Genomic DNA, 19,889 nt, shown 5'->3' with positions numbered 1-19,889 from the left:
CGAAGCACCGACCCGGGACGACAGCGGAGATGAGGCAGCGCGGACTTCGGAGGCCGTGAACCTACGCCGCCCTTATATTCGCCATGAAGCGGTCGAGCTCGGCGCGGAGGCGGGTGCTCTCGCTCGACAGGGTCTTGGCCGAATTCAGCACCTCTTCCGAGGCCGAGCCGGTCTCGGCGGCGCCGCGATTGACCTCGCCGATATCGGTGGCGGCCGTCTGGGTGCCCTGTGCGACCGTCTGGACGCTGCGGGCGATCTCCTGGGTGGCGGCGCCCTGCTGCTCGACCGCGCTCGCGATCGACGTCGAGATCGACGAGATCTGGCCGATGGTCGCGCCGATCTCCTTGATCGCGGCGACCGATTCGGCGGTGGCGCCCTGCATGCCCGCGATGTGCGAGGAGATCTCGTCCGTCGCCTTCGCGGTCTGGCTCGCCAGCGATTTCACTTCGCTCGCCACCACCGCGAAGCCGCGGCCGGCCTCACCGGCACGCGCGGCCTCGATGGTGGCGTTGAGCGCGAGAAGGTTGGTCTGCTCGGCGATCGCCGTGATCAGCTTGACCACCTCGCCGATCTGCTGGGCGGCATGCGACAGCTTGCCGATGCGGCCGTCGGTCTCCTTGGCCTGCACCACGGCCGCTTCGGCGATGCGGCTGGAATCGCGGACCTGACGGCCGATCTCCTCGACCGAGGCCGAGAGCTCTTCCGTCGCGGTCGCGACCGACTGCATGTTGCTGGACGCCTGCTCGGAGACGCCGGCGACCTGGCTCGACAGGCTCTGCGTGGTCTCGGCGGTGCGGGTCAGCGTCGAGGCCGCCGATTCCAGCTGCACGGCCGAGGCCGAGACGTTGGAGACGATGGCGCCGACCGCGCTCTCGAAATCGTCGGCAAAGCGGATCAGCTCGGAGCGGCGGCTTGCGGCCTGCTCCCGGTTCTGGATTTCGCTGGCGGCGGCGTCGCGCTCGGCCTTGGCGACCGCCTGAACCTTGAACTCCTCGACCGCGCCGGCCATCTCGCCGATCTCGTCCTTGCGGCCGAGACCCGGCAGCACGACGTCGAAATTGCCCGAGGCAAGCTCGCGCATCGCCTTGCACATCGCGATCATCGGACGCGAGATGCCGGTGCCAAGCAGAAAAGCAAGGACCGCGCCCAGCAGCGTGCCGCCAACGGCCAGCATCAGCACCAGCTGCTCGGTCCGCCCGATGGTCGCCTCCGACTCCGAATCCAGCCGCTGCTGTTCGGCGAGGAGGTCGGCCTTCATCGTGGTCGCTCCTTGCAGGATCGCACCGGCGGAGCCGTTCATCTCGGTGACGAGATCATCGACCAGCTTGGCATTGGCGATCAGCTTCTCCAGCGCTTCGCGATAGGCGCCGAGCAGAGCCTTGGCATCCTTCAGGCCGGCGACGACCTTGTCGTCCATGGAATAGATCGCACCGAGCGAGTTCTCGACGAATTTCAGCCGCGCCAGCGCGCTGGTGGCGATCGCCTGGTCGGAGGTCAGCACGAAATTGGTCGCCGCCGCACTCGCCGTCTGGAACTGGGCGTTGACCTGCTTCGTGCCGAACTCGATCGCCTGCGCTTCGGAGTCGGAGGCGTTGTTGCCGATATCGTCCAGCTTGTATTTCAAGAGATTGGCGTTGCGGCTGAGCTGGTTCTGCACCAGCAGCGCACTGTCGCGCTTGGCCTTGAGCACCTTTGCGAAGGTCGCGGAGAAGTTGGAGAACTCCTTGGCGAGCTTGTCGAGGCTCTCCTGCCGCGCCGGCGTCTTGGCGCCCTTCACGGCCTGGTCGATGGCGTTCTTCAGGCTGCCTTCAGCATCCAGCGCCGCCTTGGCGTCGTCTTCCTTGCCGGTCACCACGAAATAACGGGCGGCCGAACGATAGGCGAGCAGCTCGCGATCGATGTTGCGGGCGAGATCGGCCTCGGAAACGCTGCTGCGGTACGACCCGACCCCGGAGGCGACCCGCTCGAAGCCGAAATAGGAGAAAGCCATGCTGCCGGCGGAAATCACCAGCACGGCGGCGAAGCCGAGAATGATCTTTGCGCGGAACCTGAGGGCCGGAAACAGTGTACGCTTAGACGGCGACGCGATACGCCCGGACATTCCCACCCCCATTTGTAATTCAGCCGCGATCCGGAGGCGCCCCGCCCCCCGACCTGGATGCGCAAAACTAAGGCAGAATCGATAAGGGGCGGTAAATTTGGCAGGCCCGCACGATGCTCGCCGCATCGGCCAAAGGCTCGATCCGGATCGAGATGATTGCTGGCATCCCACACCAGCCCGGCTGCTCCGCCTCCAAAATCCTCGCGCGCCGAACTGGATCAATGACTTTTCAATGACGCCGGCGACCAAAATCCTAGTTGCAAAGTTCCGGGCCGCTGTCTCTAATTAGAAGCAATCAAAATCAATCCCGGGAGGACTACGCCGTGTCTAAAGTCAACCTGACAGTGAACGGCAAGGCCGTTGCTGTCGACGTCGAGGACCGCACGCTGCTGGTCCAGCTCCTGCGCGATCACCTCAACCTCACCGGAACCCATGTCGGCTGCGACACCAGCCAGTGCGGCGCCTGCGTCGTGCACATGGATGGCCGTGCTGTGAAATCCTGCACGATGCTGGCGGGGCAGGCCGATGGCGCCAGCATTACCACGATCGAGGGCATCGCCAAGGGCGACGAGCTGCACCCGATGCAGGCTGCCTTCCGCGACAATCACGGCCTCCAATGCGGCTATTGCACGCCGGGCATGATCATGTCCGCGATCGACATCGTGCAACGCCATGGTGGCCAGCTCGACGAGGCGACCGTCCGCCAAGAGCTCGAGGGCAATATCTGCCGCTGCACCGGCTACCACAACATCGTGAAAGCCGTGCTGGATGCGGCCGGACGCATGAAGGTCGCGCAGGCGGCCGAGTAGAGCGGCCGTCGCGAAGCAAGAAATCACCACTCCCGCTTTCGAGGGAAAGCGCGGGTCAACGAAAATTCCGGTCGGGAGGACCAGACATGGGTGTTGAAGGCATCGGCGCACGCGTCGTGCGCAAGGAAGACAAGCGTTTCATTACCGGCAAGGGCCGCTACGTCGACGACATCAAGCTGACGGGCATGACCCATGCCTATTTCGTCCGCAGTCCGCACGCGCACGCCAAGGTGAAGCGGATCGACTCCTCCGCCGCGCTGAAGATGCCGGGCGTGGTCGCGGTGCTCACCGGCAAGGAGCTCGTCGACGACAAGGTCGGTAACCTCATCTGCGGCTGGGCCATCACCTCCAAGGACGGCAGCCCGATGAAGATGGGCGCGTGGCCGGCAATGGCGCCCGAGACGGTGCGCTTCGTCGGCCAGGCCGTTGCCGTCGTCATCGCCGAGAGCAAGAATCTCGCGCGTGACGCGGCGGAAGCCGTCGTCGTCGATTACGAGGAGCTCCCCGCTGTCGCCGACATGCAAGCCGCCATCAAGGCCGGCGCGCCCCAGCTTCACCCCGAAGCGCCCGGCAACCAGGTCTATGACTGGGTGATCGGCGACGAGGGTGCCACCGATGCCGCCTTTGCCAAGGCTGCCAATGTGGTGAAGCTCGACGTCACCAACAACCGTCTCGCCCCGAACGCGATGGAGCCGCGCGCGGCGATCGCCGATTACGACGCGGCGGAGGAGCACTTCACTCTATATACGACCTCGCAGAACCCGCACGTCGCCCGCCTCGTGCTGTCGGCGTTCTACAACATCGCGCCCGAGCACAAGCTGCGCGTGATCGCCCCCGATGTCGGCGGCGGCTTCGGCTCCAAGATCTTCATCTATCCCGAGGAGATGGTGGCGCTGTGGGCATCCAAGAAGGTCGAGCGTCCCGTGAAATGGACGGGCGACCGCACCGAGGCTTTCCTCACCGACGCGCATGGCCGCGACCACATCACCCATGCCGAAATGGCGTTCGATGCCAACAACAAGGTCATCGGCTTGAAGGTGAAGACCTACGCCAATTTCGGCGCCTACATGTCGCTGTTCTCGTCCTCGGTGCCGACCTACCTCTACGCGACCTTGCTGTCGGGCCAGTACAACATCCCGGCGATCCATGCCGAGGTGATCGGCGTCTACACCAACACCACGCCGGTCGACGCCTATCGCGGCGCGGGCCGCCCCGAGGCGAGCTATCTGATCGAGCGGCTGATGGAAACGGCGGCGCGGCAGTTGAAGGTGGACCCGGCGGAGCTGCGCCGGAGCAACTTCATCACCCAGTTCCCGCACCAGACGCCGGTAATCATGGCTTACGACACCGGCGACTTCAACGCTTCGCTCGATGCCGCGATGAAGGCGATCGACTATGCCGGCTTCCCCGCCCGCAAGGCCAAGGCGAAGGCCGACGGCAAGCTGCGCGGCATCGGCGTGTCCTGCTACATCGAGGCCTGCGGCATCGCGCCGTCGAAGGCGGTCGGCAGCCTGGGCGCCGGCGTCGGCCTGTGGGAATCGGCCGAGGTGCGCGTCAACCCGGTCGGCACCATCGAGATCCTCACGGGATCGCACAGCCACGGCCAGGGTCACGAGACCACCTTCTGCCAGCTCGTCGCGGAACGGCTGGGCATTCCGATCAGCCAGGTCTCGATCGTCCATGGCGACACCGACAAGGTGCAGTTCGGCATGGGCACCTACGGCTCGCGCTCGGCGGCCGTCGGCCTCACCGCCATCCTGAAGGCCATGGAGAAGATGGAGTCCAAGGCCAAGAAGATCGCAGCGCATGCGCTGGAGGCGTCGGAGGCCGACATCGTCATCGAGAACGGCGAGTTCAAGGTGACCGGCACCGACAAGGCGATCGCCCTGCCGATGGTCGCGCTCGCGGCCTACACTGCACACAATCTGCCTGACGGTATGGAGCCGGGCCTGAAGGAGAGCGCCTTCTACGACCCGACCAACTTCACCTTCCCGGCCGGCGCCTATATCTGCGAGCTCGAGGTCGATCCCGGCACCGGCAAGACCTCCTTCGTCAACTTCGTCGCGGCCGACGATTTCGGCCGGCTGATCAACCCGATGATCGTCGAGGGCCAGGTCCATGGCGGCCTTGTGCAGGGCATCGGGCAGGCACTGCTCGAGCATGCCATCTACGATTCCAACGGCCAGCCGGTCACGGCCTCGTTCATGGATTACGCCATGCCGCGCGCCGACGATGTCCCGTCGTTCAACCTCTCTCACACCACGACGCTCTGCCCGGGCAATCCGCTGGGCATCAAGGGCTGCGGCGAGGCCGGCGCGATCGGGGCGTCAGCGGCCGTGATCAACGCGATCACGGATGCGATCGGCAAGAACACTCTGGAAATGCCCGCAACCCCGGACCGGGTGTGGCGCACGATCCACGCGGCCTAGCCGACCACCGTCGTCATTCCGGGGCGACGCGAGGCGTCGAACCCGGAATCTGGAGCCACGAATTCAACCTCGAGATTCCGGGTCTGCGCCTATGGCGCATCCCGGAATGACAGAGCAGAGATTTCAGGAGCAACCAAGATGTACCAGACCACCTATCATCGCGCCTCCTCGGTCGACGAAGCCGCCAGCCTGTTCGCCAAAGGAAGCGAGGCGAAATTCCTCGCCGGCGGCCAGACGCTGCTGCCGGTGATGAAGCAGCGCCTTGCCGCACCGTCGGACGTCATCGACCTCGGCAGGATCAAGGAGCTGCAGGGCGTCGAGCTGTCAGGCGACGTGCTGACCATCAAGGCCGCCACGACCTACTACGACATCATGACAAATGCCGACGTGAAGAAGGCAATACCCGCGATCGCCTATCTCACCTCGGTGCTGGGCGACCCCGCCGTGCGCTACCGCGGCACGATCGGCGGCTCGATCGCCAACAACGATCCTGCCGCGGATTTCCCGGCCGCGCTGCTCGCGCTCAGCGCCACCGTGAAGACCAACAAGCGGTCGATCTCGGCGGATGACTTCTTCAAGGGCCTGTTCACCACGGCGCTCGAAGACGGCGAGATCATCACCGCCGTGTCATTCCCCGTGCCGGCGAAAGCAGGCTACGAAAAGATGCGGCACCCGGCCTCGCGCTTTGCGCTGACCGGCGTGTTCGTGGCGCAGACCAAATCGGGTGAGGTTCGGGTTGCCGCGACCGGCGCCTCACAGAGTGGCGTGATGCGGGTGCCTTCGATCGAGGCCGCGCTGAAGGCGAACTGGTCGCCCTCGGCGATCGACAACGTGACGATTTCGGCGAGTGGACTCCTCGCCGATATCCACGGCACGGCGGAGTACCGCGCCAATCTCGTCAAGGTGATGGCGCAGCGCGCGGTCGCCGCTGCTCGCTGATAGCGCCTCCACGCAAATTTTCCGCGGCGCGCACTTCGGTGCGCGCCGTTTTTATTTGGCCGTGCGGCATGAAAACCGCTTGCCTCGCTGACGTGAAGGCGAGAAAAGTTAATCAGTCAATTAACTCGCCCACAGAGGAACGTCGGAAGCGATTGCCGGACCACCGGCACTCTGCTCGCGACCCCGAGGAAACAACAACGTGCTCGATAAATCAGCCCCCACCTCATCCGTCCGCACCTCCGGCCCGCTCTCGGGCTTCCGCGTCGTCGAATTCGCCGGCATCGGTCCTGGTCCGTTCGCCTGCATGATGCTGGCCGACATGGGCGCCGAGGTCGTCACGCTCGACCGGATCGGTGCGAAGAAGAGCATGAAGTCGGTCGCCGGCCGCGGCCGCAAGGTGATTGAGCTCGACCTCAAGGACAAGGCCGCGATTGCACAGGTGCTCGACCTGCTTGCCAGCGCCGACGCCCTGGTCGAGGGCTTCCGTCCCGGCGTGATGGAGCGGCTCGGGCTCGGGCCCGACGTGGTGCTCGCGCGCAATCCAAAACTCGTCTATGGCCGCATGACCGGCTGGGGCCAGGAAGGCCCGCTCGCGAATGCCGCCGGCCACGACATCAACTACATCTCCATCACCGGCGCGCTCGCCGCGATCGGTACCACGGAAGCACCGGTGCCGCCGCTCAACCTCGTCGGCGATTTCGGGGGCGGCGCGCTCTATCTCGTGGTTGGGGTGCTCGCAGCGCTATTGGAGGCGCAGAAATCCGGCAAAGGCCAGGTCGTCGATGCCGCCATGTGCGACGGCGCGGCATCGCTGATGTCGTTCTTCTTCGACATGACCGCGATGGGACGCTGGACCGAGGGGCGCAACCAGAACTTCCTCGATGGCGGCGCGCATTTCTACGGCGTCTATGAATGCGCCTGTGGCCATTTCGTCTCGATCGGCTCGATCGAGCCGCAATTCTACGCGCTGCTGCGCGAGCATGCCGGGCTCACCGACGCCGATTTCGACGCGCAGATGGATCCCAAGGCCTGGCCTGCGCTGAAGGAAAAGCTCAAGACGGTGTTCAAGAGCAAGACGCGCGAGGACTGGTGCAAGATCATGGAAGGCACCGACATCTGCTTCGCGCCGGTGCTGACCATGTCGGAGGCCACGCAGCATCCGCACATGGTGGCGCGAAAGGTCTTCGTGGAGCGTCACGGCATCAAGCAACCGGGGCCGGCACCGCGCTTCTCGCGCACGCCCTCGACGGTGCGCGAGCCGGAGCCGGCGGAGATCGGCGCGGTGATGAAGGCGTGGGCGGCGGCGAAGTAATTTCCGCTGTCACCCCGGGGCGCGCGGAGCGCGAGCCCGGGATCCATATCCACAGGACGTGGTTTGACGAAGACTCGGAGTTGCCATCTCGCACGACGACTCCTCCCTGTGGTTATGGGTCCCCCCCTGCGCGGGGACGACACCTGTTGTGACGCAGCAGTGTGGCTGAAGCAGCGACCTAGGCCGCGTCCACCTTCAACACGCCGCGCCGGATCTGATCCTCCTCGATCGATTCGAACAGGGCCTTGAAATTACCCTCGCCAAAGCCGTCGTCGCCCTTGCGCTGGATGAACTCGAAGAAGATCGGGCCGATCGCGTTGGCCGAGAAGATCTGCAGCAGCACCTTGGTCTGGCCGCCCTCGACCACGCCCTCGCCGTCGATCAGGATGCCGTTCTTCTTGAGCCGTGCGACGTCCTCGCCATGCTTGGGCAGGCGCGCATCGATCTTCTCGAAATAGGTGTCGGGCGGCGACGGCATGAACGGCAGGCCGGCTTCGCGCAGGCCTTCGATGGTGCGGTAGATGTCGTGGCAGCCGCAGGCGATGTGCTGGATGCCCTCGCCGCGATAGGTCTTCAGATATTCCTCGATCTGGCCGGAATCACCGGCGTCCTCATTGATCGGAATCCTGATCTTGCCGTCCGGGCTCGTCAGCGCGCGCGAGAACAGGCCGGAGGCGCGGCCCTCGATGTCGAAGAAGCGAATCTGGCGGAAGTTGAACAGCTTCTCATAGAAGCCGGCCCAGACGTCCATGCGGCCGCGATGAACGTTGTGGGTGAGATGGTCGAGATAGAACAAACCGGCGCCGACCGGTCGCGGATCGCGTGCGCCGAGCCATTCGAACTCGGCATCATAGGCCGAGCCATTGGCGCCGTAGCGGTCGACGAGATAAAGCAGGCTGCCGCCGATCCCCTTGATCGCGGGGACATCGAGAGTTTTCTGCGCCGGTGGCACATCGGCAGGTTCGGCGCCGAGCGAAATCGCGCGGTCATAGGCCGCCTTCGCGTCGACGACACGAAAGGCCATCGACGGCGCGCAGGGGCCATGCGCGGCGACGAACTCGTAGCCGCGGGTGCCGGGCTGCTCGTTGACGAGATAGTTGATGTCGCCCTGGCGATAGACCGTGATCTTCTTGGTCCTGTGGCGCGCGACGGGCGCATAGCCCATCAGCTTGAACAGCGCGTGCAACTGTTCCGGATTGGGATGCGCATATTCGACGAACTCGAACCCGTCGGTGCCCATCGGATTGTCGGCGCTGATCGTGGCCGGCGGTGCATCGTGCGGAAACGGACCCATGCGGTTCTCCCAATTTGCTGCCGGGAGGAACTATCCTTCATAGGGCGCGCAAGAGGCGTGCAAACGGGTCGCGATTTCGCTACTTTATGCACGCTTTGTGCAAAAAATGGACGATTGACGCATGATTCCTGTGGACGCCTTTGACCTCAAGATCCTGGGCGCACTCCAGGACGACGGCCGCCTCACCAACCAGGAGCTCGCCGACCTCGCTGGCCTCTCCGCATCGCAATGCTCACGCCGGCGGATGCGGCTGGAGGAGGAGAAGGTGATCGCGGGCTATCATGCCGACCTCTCCAGCGAGGCGCTCGGCTTCGGCGTGATCGCCTTCATCCAGGTGGGGCTCGCGACCCACTCCCCGGACAATTCCAAGCGCTTTCGCGCGCTGGTGAACCGGATCGACGAGATCCAGGAGGCGTATTCGCTCACGGGCGATGCCGACTACGTGCTGAAAGCCGTGCTGCGCGACCTCAAGGGCCTCTCCAACCTCGTCAACGACGTCTTGATGCCGCACCAGAGCGTGGCGCATGTGCGCTCCTCGATCGTGCTCGACAGGCTCAAGGAAAGCTCACGGCTCCCGCTCAAGGAAATCAGGACCGGCTGAAATCGAGGGAACTATGGCATTCGCGCGGCGCGCGCGATCTGCGATGATCCGGCTCCACGTGCGGAGATTCGACATGGCCCTCCAGCTTCGGCCGAACTGCGAATTTTGCGACCGCGACCTGCCGCCGAGCGCAACGGACGCGCGGATCTGCTCCTATGAATGCACGTTCTGCGCGGATTGCGTCGAGACCAAGCTGTTCAACGTCTGCCCGAATTGCGGCGGCGGCTTTGCCCCGCGCCCGATCAGGCCGGCGCAGGAATGGCGGCCGGGCGTGTGCACAGCAAAGCAGGCGCCGTCCGACAAGCGGGTGCATCTGAAGTACAGCGTAGAAGATATCGCGGCGCATTGCGCGAGAGTCCGCGACGTGCCGCCGGAGAGGCGGTAAGCGCTCTCCACGCCGTCATTGCGAGGAGCCCTTGCGACGAAGCAATCCAAAATCTTTCCGCGGAGAGATTCTGGATTGCTTCGCTGCACTCGCAATGACGGTACTTGTGGCGGCGAGCGCTCCTACTCCGCCGGCAGAATCGTCCCCTCGACCTCGCCGAAGCCGACGCGATAGCCGTTGCCCTGGCACCAGCCGCGCATCACGAGGCTGTCGCCGTCTTCCAGGAATGAGCGCTTGGCGCCGCCGGGCAGCTCGACCGGCTCGGTGCCGTTCCAGCTGATCTCGAGCAAGCTGCCACGCTGGTCCTTCTCAGGGCCAGAAATGGTGCCGCTGCCCAGGAGATCGCCGACATTCATGGCGCAGCCGCTGGAAGCGTGGTGCATGAGCTGCTGCACCGAGGACCAGTACATGTACTTGAAATTGGTGCGGCTGATGCCGGCAGGTGCATTGGCACCCGCAGCGCGCAGGGAGACGTCGAGCGCGATGTCGTAGTTCTGCGGCTTCGTCTGCCTGAGATAGTCGAGCGGCGCCGGCTCCTGCTCCGGCCCCTTCAGCCGGAACGGCTCCAGCGCCTCGCGCGTCACCACCCAGGGGCTGATCGAGGTCGCAAACGCCTTGGCGAGAAACGGCCCGAGCGGCACATATTCCCATTGCTGGATGTCGCGCGCGCTCCAGTCATTGAGCAGCACGAAGCCGAAGATCATGTCTTCGGCCTGGCTCTCGCTGAGCATGCCGCCCATCGGCGAGGGTTGGCCGATCACGACGCCCATCTCCAGCTCGAAATCGAGCCGCTTGCACGGCCCGAAGCTCGGCACATCCACATTCGGCGGCTTCAGTTGCCCGCGAGGCCGCTTCACCTTCGTGCCGGAGACCACGACCGTCGATGCGCGGCCGTTATAGGCGATGGGCATATGCAGCCAGTTCGGCTGCAGCGCATTGTCCTTGCCACGGAACATCACGCCGACATTGGTGGCGTGCTCTTTCGAGGAGTAGAAGTCGGTGTAGCCGGAGACGGTGAAGGGCAGATGCAGTTTGGCAGCCGACATGGGAACCAGGGCCAGCTTGCGCAACTCGTCATTGTCGCGCAATTCGGGATTGTCGTGCCGCAAGAGCTCGCTGATCCGCGCGCGGGTCGTCGACCACGCCTTCGAGCCCAACGACATGAACGGATTCAGGCTGCCTGCCGCAAAGGTCCCCGGCTGCCCGACATCGAGGCGGCCATCCTGCTCGAGCTCCCACAGATCAAGAATGTAGGCGCCGATGGCGACACCAACGCGCGGCGCCAATCCATTCGCCGAGAACACGCCATAGGGCAGGTTCTGGATCGGGAAGTCGGAGGCGGGATCGACGTCGATGAAGGAGCGGAGGCTGGGGTCGTTGGGGTGTGTCGTCACGTCTGGCCCGGTCCTTTCTTCCTTCTCCCCTTGTGGGAGAAGGTGGCGCGAAGCGCCGGATGAGGGGTTCTATCCGCGAATCCAGAATGAGAGAGGTCCGCTCGCGGAGAGACCCCCTCACCCGTCTCGCCGCCACGCGGCGAGCCACCCTCTCCCACAAGGGGAGAGGGCACGACCGTCACGGCCGGCTCGGATCGAATTTCTTCTCCAGGCCCTTCCAGCAATCGGCGTAATCGTCCTGGAGCGTCGTAGCCTTCGCCGCATGCGCGGTGACGCGCTGCGGATAGCGGGTCTCGAACATGAAGGCCATGGTGCCGGTCAGCTTCACCGGCTTCAGCTCGCCATTGCTGGCGTGCTCGAAAGCATCGCGGTCCGGGCCGTGCGGCAGCATGCAATTGTGCAAGCTCATGCCGCCCGGCACGAAGCCTTGCGGCTTGGCGTCGTAGACGCCGTAGATCAGGCCCATGAACTCGCTCATGATGTTCATGTGGTACCAGGGCGGACGGAAGGTGTTGTCCGCGACCATCCAGCGCTCGGGGAAGATCACGAAGTCGATGTTCGCTGTGCCCGCGGTCTCCGACGGTGAGGTCAGCACCGTGAAGATCGAGGGATCGGGATGATCGAAGCCGATCGCGCCGACGGGAGAGAAGGTGCGCAGATCATATTTGTACGGCGCGTAATTGCCGTGCCAGGCGACGACGTCGATCGGCGAATGGGGCAGCGTGGTCTTGAACAGCGAACCGCCCCACTTCACGAACAGTTCGGTCGGCGTGTCCTTGTCCTCGTAGTTCGCGACCGGCGTGAGGAAGTCGCGCGCGTTGGCGAGGCAGTTGGCGCCGATCGGACCGCGCTCCGGCAGGGTGAAGGCACCGCCGTAATTTTCGCAGAGATAACCGCGCGCCGGGCCATTCGGAATCTCGACGCGGAACTTGACGCCGCGCGGGATCACCACGATCTCGCCGGGCTCGGCGTCAATGCGGCCGAACTCGGTGACGAGGCGCAAATTGCCCTGCTGGAGCACGAACATCAGCTCGCCGTCGGCATTGTAGAAATGCTGGTCCACCATCGATTTGGTAATGAGGTAGACATGCGCGGCCATGCCGGCCTGGGTGTTCACGTCACCCGCCGTCGTCATGGTCTGCACGCCCTCAACGAAGGTGACATCCTCCTTGGGGAGCGGCGTCGGATCCCAGCGCAGCTGCGCGATCGGCAGCTCGTATTCATGGCAAGGCGCCGAGCGCCACAGGCCGGCATCGACCTTCTCGAAGCGGCCGGAATGCTTCACCGAGGGCCGGATGCGGTACAGCCAGGAGCGCTCATTGGCGCCGCGCGGCGCGGTGAAAGGCGAGCCCGAGAGCTGCTCGGCATAGAGCCCGTAGGCGCAGCGCTGCGGCGAGTTGCGCCCGATCGGCAGCGCGCCCGGCAGTGCCTCGGTCTCGAAGCTGTTGCCGAAGCCGGACATGTAACCCGGCGTCACCTGGGCCGAGCTGCGGATGATCTGGTCAGGCGAGGTATTGATGTTCATGACTATCCTCCTCCTTGCAAGGCAGCCCACATTTCCTGGTCGCGCTTGTCGGTCCAGATCACGGGGTCGTCGATCCCCGACGCCTCGTCATAGGCGCGCGACACGTTGAACGGCAGGCAGTGCTCGTAGATGGCGAAGCTGGAAAATTTCGGATCCATCACCTCGCGGGTCGCCGCCATCGATTCCTTCAGCGTGCGACCACGAGCAACGGAGATTTCGGCCGCGCCGTAGAGCGAGGTGACGAAGTCGCGCGTCATCGCGATGGCCTCGCGCACCGTGGCCGTGCCCTTCAGCGCATCGCCGCGGCCCGGCGCGATCGCCTTGGGATTGAAGTTGCGGATCTCGTTCAACGTCATCGGCCATTCGCGCAAATGCGCATCGCCGCAATAGCAGGCCGAGTGATATTCGATCAGGTCGCCGGAGAACATCACCTCCGCGTCCGGCACCCAGGCGACGATGTCGCCCGAGGTGTGGCCGGCGCCAAGCTGCATCAGGCGAACCTCGCGCTTGCCGAGGTAGATCGTCATCTCGCCTTCGAAGGTCAGCGTCGGCCAGGTCAGGCCGGGGATGCTCTGCGCATCCTGGAACAGCCGCGGGAAGCGGCCGTATTCGGAATCCCAATCCTGCTTGCCGCGCTCCTCGATCAGCCGATAGGTCTCCTGCGAGGCGACGATGCCTTGCGCCTTGTAGGCAGAGGCGCCGAGCACGCGCACGGCGTGATAGTGCGACAGCACGACATATTTGATCGGCTTGTCGGTGACTGCGCGCACGCGCTCGATCACCTTGTTCGCCATCGCGGGCGTCGCCTGCGCGTCGAACACGAGGCAGCCGTCGTCGCCGACGATGACGGCGGTGTTGGGATCGCCCTCGGCGGTGAAAGCATAGAGGTCCGTACCGATCTCGGAGAATGTGATCTTCTTCTCGGAGAGATCGCCAGTGGATGCGAAGTTCTTCGCCATCAATTCGTCCTTCAAGTCACCGGGTTATTGTTGCTGCTGTTGTTGCTGTTGGCCGTCGATCATGCGGCGCTTCGCAAGCCCGATCGCCTCGCGCAGCACGTCGATATCGCCGATATGGTTGGCGAGGATCAGCACCAGCGCCGCGTCGAAATCGGCGCTCTGCTCCTCGGTGAGACCGCGATGCGCCTCGACGATGGCGCGGAAGGCGTCGTCGGGGCGTGCGAAGTTGGAGCTGGTGGAAAGCGGCATGCGAACCTCAATACAAGCCTTCGGCACGCGCCAGCGCTGCCGCGATCGTCGCACGCGTCGGATGGCGGAAGCGCGCCGCGACATAGCCATCCGGCCTCAGCAGATAGGCGGCGCCCGGTTCGGCGCCGTAGCGCTTCGCGACCAAGCCCGAGGGATCGGCAAACCCGCCCTCGCCGCCGATGCGGATGCCCTTGACGCCATCGGGCGCATCGATGGCCGCACCATTGCTGAACGACAGCAGGGTGAAGTCCGTTCCACCCTTGCGGAAGGCATCCGTCAGATAGATCTGCTCGCCGGCCGGCGTCGTGACGGGGGCGTCGAGCATGGAACAGCCGGGCGACGGCCCACCGTGCCACGTATCCGCGTCGAGCGAGGACAAGGGGGAATCATAGCTGCATGGCACCGAAAGCCGGCCGCCATTGACCATGCGCTTGCCGAACTCGGTCTCCTTCGCCAGCGACAGCACCGCCTTGCGCAGCCGCGCCTCCTGATGCGAGTTCGGCGCCATGAAATCGGTCGAGCGGGTCGATTCGCGGATGTTCTCGTCGGCGGCGGCGCTACGCTCGATGTGATAGCTCTCGAGCAGGCTCGCGGGCGAGGTGCCGCGCAGCACGCGATTGAGCTTCCAGGACAGGTTTTCGGCGTCTTCCAGCCCGGAATTGGCGCCGCGTGCGCCGAAGGGCGAGACCTGATGCGCGGAATCGCCGGCGAAGACCACGCGGCCATGGATGAAGCGGTCCATCCGCCGGCACTGGAATTTGTAGAGCGAGATCCACTCGAACGCGAACTTGTCGTGGCCGAGCATACGCGCGATCCGCGGCCGCACGTTCTCGGGCTTCTTCTCGACGACAGGATCGGCGTAGCGGTTGAGCTGGAGATCGATGCGCCAGACATCGTCAGGCTGCCGGTGCAGCAGCGCCGAACGCCCGGCATGGAACGGCGGATCGAACCAGAACCAGCGCTCGGTCGGGAATTCCGCAGTCATCTTGACGTCGGCAATGAGGAACTGATCCTCGAACACCTGCCCGGCGAACTCGGCGCCGACCATCTGCCGCAGCGAGGAGCGCGCGCCGTCGCAGGCGACGACGTATTGGGCGAGCACGCGGTACGCGCCCTCCGGCGTCTCGATCGTCAGCGCGACGGAACCGTTGCGCTGCTCGAGCGCCGTCACCTTGTTGCGCCAGCGCAGGTCGATCTCGGGAAGATCGTCGATGCGATCGACCAGATAGGCCTCGGCGTAATATTGCTGGAGATTGATGAAGGCCGGCCGCTTGTGGCCGTTCTCCGGCAGGAGATTGAACTGGTAAAGTTGGGACTCGCCGTGGAAGATGCGGCCAACGCTCCACACCACGCCCTTGTCGACCATGCGGTCGCCGACGCCGAGCCGGTCCCAATATTCCAGCGAGCGCTTCGAGAAGCAGATCGCGCGTGAGCCCTCGCCGATACGATCGGCATCATCCAGAAGGACGACACGCTGGCCGCGCTGAGCAAGATCGATCGCCAGCGACAGCCCGACCGGGCCCGCACCGACGACCACGACCGCGTGCTCGGCCGGGCTCTGGCCGGAACGATCCTGATCGGGGTGGCGTCGATAGCCGAACTGGGATTTGGCCTGTGCCATACACTAACCTCGGCTCTGGTCAGGAGAGGACTGATCTGCTAGATAGTCTCACGTGCAACTATTTTGGACCGGAGCCGGCCGGCCGTCAACTGGAATTCGGAGCGCTTTCCTTGGCGAGGACATCCAGCGACATCGCGCTGAAGGCGCGCGACGCCGACGAGGCTTCGGCGCGGCCAAAGCCACGGCTCGACCTGTTCAAGTTCGTGCCGTTCCGCCTCAACCGGCTCGCAGCGGAAGTCAGTTCCGCGCTTTCGGTCGAATATCAAGAACGGCATGGCCTCGACATTCCGGCCTGGCGCGTGATCGCCACGCTCGGCTTCCGCAACGATGCCTGCAGCGCGCAGTACATCGCGCAGTGCACCCGCACGCACAAATCCACCATCAGCCGTGCGGTGACCGCGCTACTCAACGACAATCTGATTGAACGGGTCGAGAATGAGGCCGACCGCCGCGAATTCCGGCTGCAACTGACGAGGAAAGGCCGCGCGCTCTACGAAGAGCTTTTCCCGCAATTGCTGCGGCGGGAAGACGAGATCCTCGCCTGCCTTTCCGCGCAGGAGCGCAGGCAACTCTCGACCCTGCTCGGCAAGATCGAGCAGAGCCTCGACCTGATCCAGACCAGCCAAGAGGCCGACGCCAAGCAGGCGTATTAGCCGATGCCGTCAACTTCTGGATTCCGGGTTCGCGCGACGCGCGCCCCGGAATGACGGCTTCGCCGTCATTTCGCGAACGATCGCGTCGGCGGCATATGCAGCGCCCAGGCATCGACCTTCTCGCTGGCGCGCGGATAGATCTCCGTCACGATCGGATCATGTCCGGGAATGAAGCGATCCGGATGGCCGGCAAGGCGCTCGATCGTCTCCCAGCCCTGCGCCATGTCGCCGACATTGTAGACGATCGGGAACGGGCTCCTGCGCTGCAGATTGGCGTAGTAATGCGCGGCATCGGATGCCAGCACCACCGGGCCGCGCGCAGTTTCGACCCTGACCACCTGCAAGCCGTCGGAATGGCCGCCGACGCGATGCACTGTCACGCCTGGAGCAACCTCGCCGTCACCCGAATAGAAGTTGACGCGCTCGCGATAGACGTGGCGCACCATCTGCGTGACGTGCTCGACCGAGAACGGATGTCGCAACAGTCCGTTGCACATGCAGCGGCCGGTCGCGTAAGCCATCTCGCGCTCCTGGAGATGGAAGCGCGCATTCGGGAAGCGGTCGAGATTGCCGGCATGGTCGTAATGCAGATGCGTCACGATGACGTCGCGAATCGCAGATGCGGCGACCCCGAAGCGCTCCAGCGCATCGACCGGGTTGAGCGTCAGCTTGCGCGCCCGCGCGCTCGCCTCCTCGGCATTGAAGCCGGTGTCGACCAGAATGTCGCGGCCGTGCCCTCGGATCAGCCAGACGAAATAGTCGAGGTCCTGCGCCGCACTGTCATGTGGATCGGGTGCCAGGAAGTTCATGCTGGGGGTGCGCGGCGACATCGTCGCGTAGCGAAGGGCGTAGATTTCGTAGACGTTTCCCATGGTCTTGCTTTTCTGAGTTGGATCTTCTGGGACGATCGAGCACACCAAGCCATCGTCGGCAGGAAAGGTCAAATGGGGCATTGCGCCGGGAGCCGGCCCCGCAATGTGAGACCAATCACATTTTTCATCGCCATGGTTGCCTTAAACATTGTGCCGACAGGATCGAACCAGGCCGCGCCGAGTACCGTCATGACAGCCCGTCCATCCCCCTCGCGGCACGCCCATACGTTGCGGTCAATCGCTACGATAATGCCGAATCTCCAAGCGGTTGACGCCCCCCCGTCCCCGGTTTGATAATGCAGGAAGCGTAAGTTAAGGTCGCCGCGGCGCAAGCTGGAACGGCGCCTTTTTGGCTGGACCGCGCTGATTATGAAAATTCGCTTCTTTTTTCTTCTGCCCTTGCTCGTCTCGCTTGTCCCGACTGCCCCATCGCTTGCGGCCGGCGACCGTTTTGCGCTTGTCATCGGCAACGCCAAATATCCGGACGCGGATGCTCCACTGAAGGAACCGATCAACGATGCGCGCGACGTCGCCGATGAGCTCAAGCGGGACGGCTTCTCGGTCGAGATCGGCGAGAACCTGACCGGCGACGCGATGCGCCGCGCCTTCGACAAGCTCTACGGCAAGATCAAACCGGGATCGGTGGCGCTGGTGTTCTTCAGCGGCTTCGGCATCCAGTCGGCGCGCCAGAGCTACTTGCTGCCGGTCGATGCACAGATCTGGACGGAGTCCGACGTGCGCCGCGATGGTTTCAGCCTCGAGACCGTGCTCGGCGAGCTCAACAGCCGCGGCGCCGGCGTCAAGATCGCGCTGATCGATGCGTCCAGGCGCAATCCGTTCGAGCGCCGGTTCCGCAGCTTCTCGGCCGGCCTGACCCCGGTCATCGCGCCCAACGGCACGCTGGTGATGTATTCGGCGGCGCTGGCCTCGGTGGTCTCGGACGCCGGCGGCGACCACAGCCTGTTCGTCCAGGAGCTGCTGAAGGAGATCCGCGTCCCCGACCTGATGGCCGAAGAGACGCTGAACCGCACCAAGATGGGCGTCACCCGCGCCTCGCGCGGCGAGCAGGTGCCTTGGATTTCCTCGTCATTGGCCGAAGATTTCTCGTTCATTCCGGGCGCCGGCGGATCGCGTCCCGCAACGACGCCGCCGCCTGCGCCCCCCGCTGCGCCGGCCGTCATCGCCAACAACCCGCCGCCGGCGCCACCCGCCCCGCCGGCACCGCCTCCGCCGCCGAAGCCGGCCGACACTGCTGCGGCACCCGCTCCTGCTGCTCCAGCTGCGCCCGCGCCCGCGCCGCCCCCCGCGCCAAAGCCACAGATCGAGGCCGCCCTGCCGCCGCCGCCACAGCCGGTGAAGCCGATCGATCCCGCTCCCGCGCCGAGCACCGACAGCGGACCCAGCGCCGCCGCGCTGGCTGACGATCCCACGATCAAGGGCCTGACCGCCAAGATCGCCGCCAATCCGGACGACGTGAACGCGCTGTATCGGCGCGGCCAGGTCTATGCCAGCAAGGGCGCCTACAACCTCGCGATCAAGGATTTCGACGACACCCTCCGGATCAATTCGAAAGACGTCGAGGCGCTGAACAACCGCTGCTGGACTCGCACCGTGGTCGGTGACCTCCAGGGCGCGCTGAAGGATTGCAACGAGGCACTGCGGCTTCGGCCGAACTTCGTCGATGCGCTGGACAGCCGAGGACTCGTCAACCTCAAGTCGGGAGCGGTGAAGAACGCCATCGCCGATTTCGATGCGGCCCTGAAGATCAACCCGCGCCTGACCTCCTCGCTCTACGGACGGGGCCTTGCCAAGCAACGCAACGGCTCCGCCCAGGAAGGAGCGCTGGACATCGCCAATGCCAAGGCGATGGATCCGAACATCGTTCAGGAATTCGCAAGCTACGGAGTGCGTTGATATTTTTTCGAGTTGGGGCAGTCAAAGCCTCGAACCTTGGACGGGCCAAGAAAGACTAATGGGCGGATGCCGCAAGAGGCCTTTTCCGGGGCCTATTGCCGGAATTTGGAAGCACGCGACTGGCTGAGCAGGAGGGACTGGCTATGAGATTGGCTGCAAAGGGACTTACCGCGATCCTGTCCATCATCATCGTCGGCGCCGCTCTGTCATTGCCGCGCGCGTACGCAGGCGATGACGGCAACAGCAAGAATGTCACCGAGGACGAGATCGTCCGCGCGCTCGCACCGCCGGCCAAGAAGCCCCTGACCCGCGGCCTCTCGATCGGCCCGCAGACCGAATCCGCGCCGAACGCGGCGGAGACCAAGCTGATTCAGTCCGTGCGCGGCCGCTCGACGCGCTCGCTGTCGTCGACCGAGCGCGAGGAAATCGCTTCAGTCGTCAAGGACAAGCCGAACATCGATCTCGAAATCACGTTCGACTACAACTCCGCCAACATCAGCGCCAAGTCGATGCCGTCGGTGCAGGCGCTCGGCCGGGCGCTGACCAGTCCCGACCTGAAGGGCTCGACCTTCGTGGTCGCCGGCCACACCGACGCCGCCGGCGGCGAAGCCTACAACCAGGACCTGTCGGAGCGTCGCGCCGATTCGATCAAGCGCTACCTCGTCGAGAAGTACAACATCTCCGCGACCGATCTCGTCACCGTCGGCTATGGCAAGAGCAAGCTCAAGAATCCGAGCCAGCCGCTGGCAGAGGTCAACCGCCGCGTGCAGGTCGTCAACATGGAAAACAAGACTACCGCGTCGAAGTGAGCTCGACGTAATCCTTTACAGTG

At 64.6% G+C, this 19,889-nt stretch carries 17 protein-coding genes; 9 read left to right on the top strand and 8 right to left on the bottom strand.

All coding sequences use genetic code 11. The annotated features are described in order from the left end of the window. Positions 1–61: 61 nt before the first annotated feature. Positions 62–2,101: a HAMP domain-containing methyl-accepting chemotaxis protein gene (locus FJV43_RS19745; protein WP_239620093.1), complete on the bottom strand. Its 2,040-nt coding sequence runs from the start codon at positions 2,099–2,101 to the stop codon at positions 62–64. Positions 2,102–2,424: 323 nt separating this feature from the next. On the opposite strand from FJV43_RS19745, the gene FJV43_RS19740 reads away from it, so the two are divergent. The 4 genes from FJV43_RS19740 to FJV43_RS19725 all read left to right on the top strand — a co-directional run bounded on the left by FJV43_RS19740 (position 2,425) and on the right by FJV43_RS19725 (position 7,590). After that, positions 2,425–2,910, top strand: a complete 486-nt coding sequence (locus FJV43_RS19740) for a (2Fe-2S)-binding protein (RefSeq protein ID WP_028181083.1) — start codon at positions 2,425–2,427, stop codon at positions 2,908–2,910. A gap of 86 nt (positions 2,911–2,996) precedes the next feature. Then, entirely contained in the window at positions 2,997–5,339 is a 2,343-nt protein-coding gene (locus FJV43_RS19735; RefSeq protein ID WP_239620092.1) for a xanthine dehydrogenase family protein molybdopterin-binding subunit, read from the top strand. Positions 5,340–5,477: 138 nt separating this feature from the next. Then, complete coding sequence (locus FJV43_RS19730; RefSeq protein ID WP_239620091.1) at positions 5,478–6,278, top strand: xanthine dehydrogenase family protein subunit M; 801 nt, start codon at positions 5,478–5,480, stop codon at positions 6,276–6,278. A gap of 199 nt (positions 6,279–6,477) precedes the next feature. Next, a complete protein-coding gene (locus tag FJV43_RS19725; RefSeq protein WP_239620090.1) occupies positions 6,478–7,590 on the top strand; it encodes a CaiB/BaiF CoA-transferase family protein in 1,113 nt (370 codons plus the stop codon). A gap of 178 nt (positions 7,591–7,768) precedes the next feature. Here FJV43_RS19725 and hppD read toward each other — a convergent pair whose 3' ends face one another. Then, positions 7,769–8,884, bottom strand: a complete 1,116-nt coding sequence (hppD, locus tag FJV43_RS19720; RefSeq protein ID WP_239620088.1) for a 4-hydroxyphenylpyruvate dioxygenase — start codon at positions 8,882–8,884, stop codon at positions 7,769–7,771. Between the two features lie 121 nt (positions 8,885–9,005). Between hppD and FJV43_RS19715 the strand changes: the two genes are divergently transcribed. Together FJV43_RS19715 and FJV43_RS19710 are read left to right on the top strand one after the other, a co-directional pair. Beyond that, the gene (locus FJV43_RS19715) at positions 9,006–9,485 is read left to right on the top strand and encodes an Lrp/AsnC family transcriptional regulator (protein WP_239620086.1); all 480 of its coding nucleotides are present in this window, start codon (positions 9,006–9,008) and stop codon (positions 9,483–9,485) included. Positions 9,486–9,558: 73 nt separating this feature from the next. After that, positions 9,559–9,870, top strand: coding sequence for a DUF1272 domain-containing protein (locus FJV43_RS19710; RefSeq protein ID WP_239620085.1), 312 nt, complete (start codon positions 9,559–9,561; stop codon positions 9,868–9,870). 122 nt (positions 9,871–9,992) lie between these two features. On the opposite strand, the gene fahA is transcribed toward FJV43_RS19710, so the two are convergent. The 5 genes from fahA to FJV43_RS19685 all read right to left on the bottom strand — a co-directional run bounded on the left by fahA (position 9,993) and on the right by FJV43_RS19685 (position 15,618). Then, positions 9,993–11,264, bottom strand: coding sequence for a fumarylacetoacetase (fahA, locus tag FJV43_RS19705; RefSeq protein WP_239620083.1), 1,272 nt, complete (start codon positions 11,262–11,264; stop codon positions 9,993–9,995). A 178-nt stretch (positions 11,265–11,442) separates the two neighbouring features. After that, on the bottom strand, positions 11,443–12,789 hold the full coding sequence (gene hmgA / locus FJV43_RS19700) for a homogentisate 1,2-dioxygenase (RefSeq protein WP_239620082.1): 1,347 nt from the start codon (positions 12,787–12,789) through the stop codon (positions 11,443–11,445). 2 nt (positions 12,790–12,791) lie between these two features. Continuing rightward, positions 12,792–13,748, bottom strand: a complete 957-nt coding sequence (locus tag FJV43_RS19695; protein WP_239620080.1) for an MBL fold metallo-hydrolase — start codon at positions 13,746–13,748, stop codon at positions 12,792–12,794. Positions 13,749–13,772: 24 nt separating this feature from the next. Further along, entirely contained in the window at positions 13,773–13,997 is a 225-nt protein-coding gene (locus FJV43_RS19690; RefSeq protein WP_025032749.1) for a DUF2783 domain-containing protein, read from the bottom strand. A 7-nt stretch (positions 13,998–14,004) separates the two neighbouring features. Next, positions 14,005–15,618, bottom strand: coding sequence for an FAD-dependent oxidoreductase (locus FJV43_RS19685; RefSeq protein ID WP_239620079.1), 1,614 nt, complete (start codon positions 15,616–15,618; stop codon positions 14,005–14,007). A gap of 110 nt (positions 15,619–15,728) precedes the next feature. Here FJV43_RS19685 and FJV43_RS19680 point away from each other — a divergent pair, with 110 nt between their 5' ends. Further along, positions 15,729–16,271, top strand: a complete 543-nt coding sequence (locus FJV43_RS19680) for a MarR family transcriptional regulator (RefSeq protein WP_239620077.1) — start codon at positions 15,729–15,731, stop codon at positions 16,269–16,271. Positions 16,272–16,336: 65 nt separating this feature from the next. Here the strand turns inward: FJV43_RS19680 and FJV43_RS19675 are convergent, their stop codons facing one another. Beyond that, positions 16,337–17,143: an N-acyl homoserine lactonase family protein gene (locus FJV43_RS19675; protein ID WP_239620076.1), complete on the bottom strand. Its 807-nt coding sequence runs from the start codon at positions 17,141–17,143 to the stop codon at positions 16,337–16,339. A gap of 369 nt (positions 17,144–17,512) precedes the next feature. On the opposite strand from FJV43_RS19675, the gene FJV43_RS19670 reads away from it, so the two are divergent. Together FJV43_RS19670 and FJV43_RS19665 are read left to right on the top strand one after the other, a co-directional pair. Beyond that, positions 17,513–19,057 (top strand): caspase family protein, encoded by a 1,545-nt coding sequence (locus FJV43_RS19670; protein ID WP_239620074.1) that lies wholly within the window; start codon positions 17,513–17,515, stop codon positions 19,055–19,057. A gap of 143 nt (positions 19,058–19,200) precedes the next feature. Continuing rightward, complete coding sequence (locus FJV43_RS19665) at positions 19,201–19,866, top strand: OmpA family protein (RefSeq protein WP_239620073.1); 666 nt, start codon at positions 19,201–19,203, stop codon at positions 19,864–19,866. The last annotated feature ends 23 nt before the right edge of the window (positions 19,867–19,889 follow it).

The organism is Bradyrhizobium sp. I71 (assembly GCF_022354745.1).
Taxonomy (GTDB): domain Bacteria; phylum Pseudomonadota; class Alphaproteobacteria; order Rhizobiales; family Xanthobacteraceae; genus Bradyrhizobium; species Bradyrhizobium liaoningense.
This window is presented reverse-complemented; position numbering and strand designations above follow the sequence as displayed.

Bases quoted from the DNA above. Each gene is read 5' to 3' on its own strand.
- FJV43_RS19715 (WP_239620086.1), top strand. From the start codon at position 9,006: ATGATTCCTGTGGACGCCTTTGACCTCAAGATCCTGGGCGCACTCCAG.
- FJV43_RS19710 (WP_239620085.1), top strand. From the start codon at position 9,559: ATGGCCCTCCAGCTTCGGCCGAACTGCGAATTTTGCGACCGCGACCTG.
- hppD (WP_239620088.1), bottom strand. From the start codon at position 8,884: ATGGGTCCGTTTCCGCACGATGCACCGCCGGCCACGATCAGCGCCGAC.
- hmgA (WP_239620082.1), bottom strand. From the start codon at position 12,789: ATGAACATCAATACCTCGCCTGACCAGATCATCCGCAGCTCGGCCCAG.
- FJV43_RS19745 (WP_239620093.1), bottom strand. From the start codon at position 2,101: ATGTCCGGGCGTATCGCGTCGCCGTCTAAGCGTACACTGTTTCCGGCC.
- FJV43_RS19670 (WP_239620074.1), top strand. From the start codon at position 17,513: ATGAAAATTCGCTTCTTTTTTCTTCTGCCCTTGCTCGTCTCGCTTGTC.
- FJV43_RS19730 (WP_239620091.1), top strand. From the start codon at position 5,478: ATGTACCAGACCACCTATCATCGCGCCTCCTCGGTCGACGAAGCCGCC.
- FJV43_RS19665 (WP_239620073.1), top strand. From the start codon at position 19,201: ATGAGATTGGCTGCAAAGGGACTTACCGCGATCCTGTCCATCATCATC.
- FJV43_RS19695 (WP_239620080.1), bottom strand. From the start codon at position 13,748: ATGGCGAAGAACTTCGCATCCACTGGCGATCTCTCCGAGAAGAAGATC.
- FJV43_RS19685 (WP_239620079.1), bottom strand. From the start codon at position 15,618: ATGGCACAGGCCAAATCCCAGTTCGGCTATCGACGCCACCCCGATCAG.
- FJV43_RS19690 (WP_025032749.1), bottom strand. From the start codon at position 13,997: ATGCCGCTTTCCACCAGCTCCAACTTCGCACGCCCCGACGACGCCTTC.
- FJV43_RS19735 (WP_239620092.1), top strand. From the start codon at position 2,997: ATGGGTGTTGAAGGCATCGGCGCACGCGTCGTGCGCAAGGAAGACAAG.
- FJV43_RS19675 (WP_239620076.1), bottom strand. From the start codon at position 17,143: ATGGGAAACGTCTACGAAATCTACGCCCTTCGCTACGCGACGATGTCG.